Annotated in this window: 8 protein-coding genes; 4 read left to right on the top strand and 4 right to left on the bottom strand. The window is 55.3% G+C overall.

What is annotated here, in order from left to right; all coding sequences use genetic code 11:
* From ACIQ36_RS16865 to ACIQ36_RS16855, 3 genes are all read right to left on the bottom strand, one after another.
* Nucleotides 1-1,491: SIR2 family protein (locus tag ACIQ36_RS16865; RefSeq protein ID WP_395831445.1), on the bottom strand; the 1,491-nt coding region annotated here is incomplete at its 3' end.
* Nucleotides 1,492-1,801: 310 nt separating this feature from the next.
* Nucleotides 1,802-3,697, bottom strand: coding sequence for a molecular chaperone HtpG (gene htpG, locus ACIQ36_RS16860; RefSeq protein WP_395831443.1), 1,896 nt, complete (start codon nucleotides 3,695-3,697; stop codon nucleotides 1,802-1,804).
* Between the two features lie 72 nt (nucleotides 3,698-3,769).
* Nucleotides 3,770-4,099, bottom strand: coding sequence for a hypothetical protein (locus tag ACIQ36_RS16855; protein WP_395831441.1), 330 nt, complete (start codon nucleotides 4,097-4,099; stop codon nucleotides 3,770-3,772).
* Between the two features lie 149 nt (nucleotides 4,100-4,248).
* On the opposite strand from ACIQ36_RS16855, the gene ACIQ36_RS16850 reads away from it, so the two are divergent.
* The 4 genes from ACIQ36_RS16850 (at nucleotide 4,249) to ACIQ36_RS16835 (ending at nucleotide 6,723) form a co-directional block, all read left to right on the top strand.
* Nucleotides 4,249-4,629, top strand: a complete 381-nt coding sequence (locus ACIQ36_RS16850; RefSeq protein ID WP_395831439.1) for a DoxX-like family protein — start codon at nucleotides 4,249-4,251, stop codon at nucleotides 4,627-4,629.
* Nucleotides 4,622-5,101 carry a DUF2269 family protein gene (locus ACIQ36_RS16845; RefSeq protein WP_395831437.1) on the top strand — a complete coding sequence of 160 codons (480 nt, stop codon included), beginning with the start codon at nucleotides 4,622-4,624 and terminating at the stop codon, nucleotides 5,099-5,101. Before ACIQ36_RS16850 ends, ACIQ36_RS16845 begins: the two co-directional genes overlap by 8 nt.
* 80 nt (nucleotides 5,102-5,181) lie before the next feature.
* Entirely contained in the window at nucleotides 5,182-6,162 is a 981-nt protein-coding gene (locus ACIQ36_RS16840; RefSeq protein WP_395831435.1) for an NAD(P)-dependent alcohol dehydrogenase, read from the top strand.
* Nucleotides 6,163-6,255: 93 nt separating this feature from the next.
* On the top strand, nucleotides 6,256-6,723 hold the full coding sequence (locus ACIQ36_RS16835) for a DUF1203 domain-containing protein (RefSeq protein WP_395831433.1): 468 nt from the start codon (nucleotides 6,256-6,258) through the stop codon (nucleotides 6,721-6,723).
* Here ACIQ36_RS16835 and ACIQ36_RS16830 read toward each other — a convergent pair.
* A partial coding sequence (locus ACIQ36_RS16830; protein ID WP_395831431.1) for a hypothetical protein occupies nucleotides 6,720-7,140 on the bottom strand: 421 nt, incomplete at its 5' end. The two genes, ACIQ36_RS16835 and ACIQ36_RS16830, sit on opposite strands and share 4 nt — an antisense overlap.

Below are 7,140 nucleotides of genomic sequence, written 5' to 3'. Positions count from 1 at the left end.
ATTGTGACATTTCAGTAAATGCTTCGCTATAGAAATCACAATTGGAAGACCACTACCCCAAAAATCAAACTCTCGCTTCCGAACCAAATCCTCAAGATTAATACCATCAATATACTCCATAATTAAAGATGCGGGAATTTCATACGCACTCACAAGCCTCACGGATTCATCAACACCATTATTAGATAAATACCTTAATGATTGGACGCCACGCCTAAAACTATCCAAATAAATAGAATCTTGAATATTTTCTTGTTTTAACATTTTTAATGCATATCTCTGACCTTTCTGGCTCACGATCCAAATATTAGAAAACTTTCCATCAACCTCCTTCTTTTCCACTTTATATCCCATAAAATCATTTTCAGGATACTCATTTGAGATAAACCATGCTGTATGAATGGGCAAAGCATAATCTCGAACAAATTTACGATACTCAGGAGATTGAGTATTTTCTTCACTATTTATAAGGATCGACTTTGCCATGCCAGCTAACGCCAATCTTCTGTCATTGTTGCTAGGCATCCTCATAAGATCGTCGCTGGGAATGACGGGCGACTCCGGAATATCACTCGGAATTATTATCTCTGGATCAACGTCATAAGACTTAAACCCTTCAATCTCATCAAATATTGTGTTTAATGCATCGAAATGCACCGCCTTCCCTGAGGAATCAAAAATCGGATCGTAATAAATTCCTTTTATCCCATATTTTACAGACCAATTATGGGTATTCATGTCTCGCCTAGTTGTTATCCAATAATGATCCGCGAATGATATACCCGCCTCCCGTACACGAAGAAGAATTTCATCAAACGCTCTATCATCAGCAGTAACGCCAATAAAAATTACAGAATACCTTAAGAAAACACCTTTCATAAATTCAATATAAGATTTATTACCAAACAATCTAGATAAATCACTTTCTGAAAACACAAGACTACTAGCTTGATCGAAGTTTCCATGCATATGAAAAATAAAAGGTTCCGAATTTCGAATCAGATGCAATCTATCCTTAACACCGAGAGAATTAAAATGAGCTATGTAATTTTGAGCCGGCCTAGTCTTCCTATGAGCATCTAATACAAAATTATCTACATTAGGCGTAATAACGGCGTTTACACCTTTCAGAGACCATATTCTTTTAAGAATTTTTGGAGGTTCAACATTTATAAATTTATCAAACTCTTCTTTAATTGCCCTATAATAATGATCGTCCCCAATAATATTTTTTATCCTTTCGAATCCTTTCCAGAAATTCTTCGTTTCTCTTAAATAAATTAATTCCGCCTCATCTTTATCAGCACTTACATCTACAATATTTTTCAATTGCGCGAACGCTTCGTCGGCAAGTAGGTTAAATAATTGCCCCCAACTAGGCGCACCCGCCTCCGAGCTAACCCCAGAACCAACGCAAAAAACTATGTCCTTAGCCGACTCAGCTACCTTGGTTTTAAGCCTGACTAGAGAGTTCTGATTTAGATCGATCATTCTACCTACTCCGAGTTTTTCTAATATTAACATAATTTCTTCAAGTTGCAATAACCACCCCCAACCGCTGGATAAAGGCGCACAGATCGCGGGTCCGGGAACTTTTGAGGATATAGGATCGATCGAGCAGCAACCAAATAGCCCCCGCCGTCCGCCTCTGAGAGCGGTTCAAACGTCAGGGGGTAAGGGCTGTGGCTCATCCCAAAATCCTACATTCTCACTAAATCGGCTTATTCTGGGATCGCCAAGGGGCAAGCCCCTTGGCCGGAGGTGCAGGAGGCAGCGCCTCCTGCATCGCGTCAGCGAAACCTTACCGCCCCAGCACACTCTCCAACCGCCGGGCAAAGGCGCGCGGGTCGCGGACCGGGGAGCCTTCGAGGATATGGGCTTGGTCGAGCAGCAACCAGGCGGCATCGTCCAAGGGGGCATCCTGGGGGGTAGTGGTCAGTTTGGTGATGACCGGGTGGGTGGGGTTGATTTCCAGCACGCGCTTGGCGTCTTGCTCCAGGCGCTGATGGGCGCGCAGGAGTTTTTCCAAGTGAAGATCGACATCGCCCGCGTCGGCCACCAAACAAACTGCGCTATCGGTCAACCGTTGCGAAACCCGAACGTCTTTCACCGTGTCGCCATAGACCGATTTGAGCCGCTCGATCAGGGCGGCGAGGTCGGGCGTGGTTTCCGGGGTGGGGGCGGGTTTGTCCTCGCCCTCGGCGGTGATCTCGCCTAGGTCGGCGGCGCCGCGCGTGATCGATTGGAACGGCTTTTCCTCGAAGGTGCCGATCATCGGCAACCAAAATTCATCAATCGGATCGGTGAGATAGAGCACTTCGACGCCCTTCGCCCGAAAACCTTCCAGGTGCGGGCTGGCGGCAATCGTCTCGACGCTTTCACCGGACGCGGTATAGATCGCCTTTTGGCCCGGCTTCAGGCGGCCAACATACTCGGCGAGGCTCACCCAGCCGCTTTCGGTGGAGGAGCGGAAGCGGGCAAGACCCAGCAGGGCTTGGCGGTTCTCGAAATCCTCATACAGCCCTTCCTTGAGGACGGGGCCGAAGGCTTCCCAGAAGGTTTCGTAAGCGGAACGGCCCTCTTCAGCCTTCGCTTTTTTCTCTAATTCAGAGATGATTTTCTTCACGAGGCCGGAGCGGATTTTGCGCACCACCGGGTTGTTTTGCAGCATCTCGCGGCTGACGTTCAGCGGCAAATCGGCGGAATCGACGACGCCTTGGACGAAGCGCAGCCACGTGGGCATGAGGTCCTTGCACTCGTCGGTGATGAACACCCGGCGCACATAGAGCTTCACCCGGCTTTGGCGGTCGGCGGTGAAGAGATCGGGCGGGCGTTTGCCGGGCAGATAGAGCAGCGCCGAATATTCCAGCGCGCCTTCGGCCTTAATATGCAAAGTCGCAAACGGGTCGGTACTGTCGTAGGTCAGGCTTTCGTAAAAAGCCTTCGTTTGCTCTTCCGTCACTTCGTTTTTCGAGCGCGTCCACAGGGCGGAAGCCGCGTTGATCGTCTCCTCGCCCTCGGCGGTTTTCAGCTTGATCGGCAGGGCGATATGGTCGGAATAGCGACGCACGATGGCCTTTAAGCGCCATTCGTCGAAAAACTCGGCGGCATCGTCCTTCAAGAACAGCGTGATGCTGGTGCCGCGATCTTCTTGTTCCGCCTCCGCAACGGTAAAGCTACCGCGCCCGTCCGACTCCCAGGAAAAGGCTTTTTCGGCCCCGACCTTGCGGCTGACCACGCGCACCTTATCCGCCACCATGAAGGCCGAATAGAAGCCGACGCCGAACTGGCCGATGAGCGAGAAATCCTTCTTGGCGTCGCCTTCCAGCTTTTCCAGAAACTTGCCCGTGCCGGAACGCGCAATCGTGCCGAGGTTCTCCACCAGATCGGTGCGGTCCATGCCAATGCCGGTATCGCGGATGGTCAGCGTTTTTGCCTCGGCATCGGGAATCAGCGTCACCGCATAGTCGAGTTGCCGGCCGGCCTTATCGGGTTCCGTGAGTGCCAAATAGCGGTGCTTGTCGCAAGCGTCGGCGGCGTTCGAGATCAACTCGCGCAGAAACACTTCCCGCTCGCTATAGAGCGCATGGGCGACGATATCGAGCAGGCGGCTGACTTCGGCTTGGAACGCGAGGGTTTCGCCCCCCGTTTCGGCAACGGGTGCAACCACAGTTTCGCTCAAGGTTTCGACAGTCATGGCAGGGTCCTTTCTTCTTATGGCGGTACGGCGAGCCCGAGATAAGCGCCCGTCAAGCGTGAATCAAGAGGGCTATTTCACCCCATTGGCGGCATTCAGGATCGGCGCGATATCGATACCATTGACCAGTACCCCGCCCGTATCGGTCACATCGATGCGGTAATCATATTGGCTGCGGCCATCCGCCGAGGTGCCCTTTTTGCCGACGCCTTTCATAAGCTGCAAGAACAGCACGGCTTGGGCGGCGTTACGGGTTTTCATCCCCTGAAGCTTGCTGAGCGAATCTTCGAGCCCCACCACGGAAATATTGGTGCCGCCTGGCGGGGCTTTCGCCGATTGGGCCGACGCCGCTCCCGACGCCAAAGCCGCCACGACCATTAGTCCGATCACTCTCAACCGCATGCCTGCCTCCCTTGGGCGAAAAATTCTTTCCTCTAGATAGGGTGCCGAGGCCGACTTGTCTTGCCTCAAACCGGCTTTTCTGCAAAACGAAGAAAGAACATTCAAATAGGAACCAAGAACGCCAAAAGGGGACGAGCAAGGTGCAGGGATTGACCGATAGAAGCTTATCCCGCCTGCTACGGCTGCCCTTAGCGTTTCTGTGGATTTGGACTGGCATCGTTTCACTGGCGCTGTATCCGATGGCAGATAGTCTCGCGCTGGTCGCCCCGCTCGGACTGCCGGAGGCAATGGGCCGGGCGCTTATTCTCGGTGGCGGCGGGCTCGATCTGCTGTTGGGCGTTCTGCTGGTCGTCGGTTGGCGGGTGCCTTGGGTGGGCGCGGCACAACTCGCGCTGATGGCGGCCTATACCGGGCTCGTGACACTCTTCATGCCGGAATTATGGCTGCACCCTTTGGGTGCGATTTCCAAAAACCTACCGGTCGCGGCGGCAACCCTGGTGATGATGGCGCTGGAGAGCAAGCGTGGATAGTTATCTGCTGGTGAAACTCCTTCACGTGCTGAGTTCAACGGTGCTGTTCGGCACCGGCCTTGGGACCGCCTTTCAGGGCTGGATGGCAGGGCGCAGCCGCAATCTCGACGCGATGCGGGTCGTGAACCGCAATGTCGTGCTCGCCGATTGGATTTTTACGACACCCGCCGCCATCATCCAACCCGTCACCGGGGTATGGCTTGCGCTGCACGCCGGGTTTTCGCTCACGGAAGGCTGGTTGGCCTTAGCAATATTCCTGTATCTTGTCACAGGGGCCTGTTGGTTGCCTGTCGTTTGGCTGCAAATCCAGATGCAGTCCATGGCTGCCACAGCAGCGGCGACGGCGACGCCGCTGCCTGCACTGTACGCCAAATTCGCAAGGCTTTGGTTCCTGCTCGGCTGGCCCGCTTTTCTGGCAATGATCGGGATTTTTTACCTGATGATCGTGAAGCCCGAGATCGTTATTTTTTAAATCGTCTTCGTTTCCGCTTTTCGGGACGGGAAAAGCTGATTTGTTCTTAATCTCCCCCCGCCTCCAAGTGAGACATTCCCATGAAAGCTGCCCTCTACCGGCGCTATGGCCCGCCTTCCGTTGTGAACGTTCAGGATTGGCCCGATCCCGTGCCCAATGCCGGTGACGTGCTGGTGCAGGTGGAAGCGGCGGGCCTTACGTCGGGGGACGCCCGAATCCGGTCAGCGCGCGCGCCGGCCGGAATGGGTCCCTTCATCCGGCTCGTCTTTGGCGTTACGGCCCCGCGTCGGCCTATCTTGGGCCGCGAATATGCGGGGCGGATCGTGGCTCTTGGCGCGGGCGTCACCACGTTCAACGAGGGCGATACCGTCTTTGGCATTACCGACGGCATGCGCCTCGGGGCCCACGCCGAATTGATTGCCGTCAAGGCCAGTGGCCTTATCCGTCACCGCCCCGAAGAGCTTTCGGCGACCGAAGCGGCGGCCTTTTTCTTCGGCGGGTTAACGGCAGCGGATTTCTTGCTGGATCAGTGCCGACTGCACCCCGGCGAGCGGATTTTGATTGTCGGCGCGACCGGGGCCGTCGGATCGGCGGCGGTGCAGATTGCCCGCATGCAGGGTGCCCAGATCACCGCCTTAACCGGCGCTGATAATCTTGCTCTGGCGCGGACCTTGGGGGCCGATGACGCCCGCGATTACCGCCTCAATACCGGGTCCGATCTATACGACGTGATCTTGGACGTGCCGGGCACCTTGCCCAATGCCCTGGACCGGCTGGCCCCTGCTGGACGGTTGGGTCTCGTAACGGCAACGCTCGGGCAAATGCTCGGCGCGCTGCTCAGGCCGCAGCGAAAGGGCAACCGGCGGATTTGTGCGGGCGTTGTCAAGGAGACCCCTCACGCGGTCGCACGGTTGATCGATCTTTACACAAACAAAAGTTACCGGCCGCTACTGGGGGAAAGCTTCCCTCTCTCAAGTATCCGCGATGCCTACGAACGGGCCGATAGCGGCCATAAGCGCGGGAACATTGTGCTTTATCTGGGGGGCGATCACGGCGGCTGATCGCCGCCCCTCAACCAAACCGCAAGAACCGGAAGGCGGGACACCGCTAAATAATCGCACAGTGAGGGCCTCTAATGACCAGAGGAGAGTGTCATGGGCTTTCAAATTGCGGGGCTATCGCCCGAACCTTATCTTGCGCTCTATGGTTTGTCGGATGCGGCTTTGGCGGAGCAAGGCGTTCTGCGCCGTATCGCCGAGGTGAGCCCCGGCTACCCGGACCGCATTGAACTGCGCGACGCCGCCCAGGGCGAAAGCCTGCTGCTGTTGAACCATACCTATCAACCGGAAAACACGCCCTACCACGGCCGGCACGCCATTTTTGTGCGGGAAGGGGCGCAGAAAGCTGCCGAATTTATCGATCAGGTCCCCGATGTTATGCGCCGCCGCACGCTATCCTTACGGGCCTATAACGCCGCGCATTTGATCGTCGAAGCCGATCTGGTGGCGGGGGCCGAGGCGGATGCAGCCATCCTTAGGCTGCTGGCGGCCCCTCACGTGGCCTATCTCCACGCCCATTACGCTAAATACGGCTGCTTTGCCGCGCGGATTGATCGGGATTAAGGCGCGGGCCGGGCGCGATAATGGGCCAGGAGCGTGGGGCAGAGCGCCTCAACCCGCGCTTCCAGCGCAGCGTCCCACGGCTTATCGCGAAAGCGCGCGGTGAGTTCGCCCCCCCGGGCATTGCCGAACACCACGCCCATTTCCTCTTGCAACGATGGTTCGGCGGCCCAAAGACTGCTGAGCAAATCATCATAAGAGCGGCGAAAGTGAAAATACTCCTCGGCTAGCGGCCATCCGAGCCCCGCCAGAACCTTCATTACCGCAGGATCGCGCGCCACCAGATCTTCATAGTGAATCACCGCGTCAACCTGGTGGTGGTTCTGAAAAACCTGCTCCAGAAGCTGAAACTTCTCGTCCATCAATCCCGCGTGATGCCGATAAGCCTTGGTACTAAGGCTCACGTAATTGTCGCGCGGG

The sequence above is a fragment of the Elstera sp. genome, from assembly GCF_044372965.1.
In the GTDB taxonomy this organism is placed as follows: domain Bacteria; phylum Pseudomonadota; class Alphaproteobacteria; order Elsterales; family Elsteraceae; genus Elstera.
The sequence above is the reverse complement of the archived record's forward strand: the minus strand, read 5'-3'. Positions and strand labels throughout refer to the sequence as shown.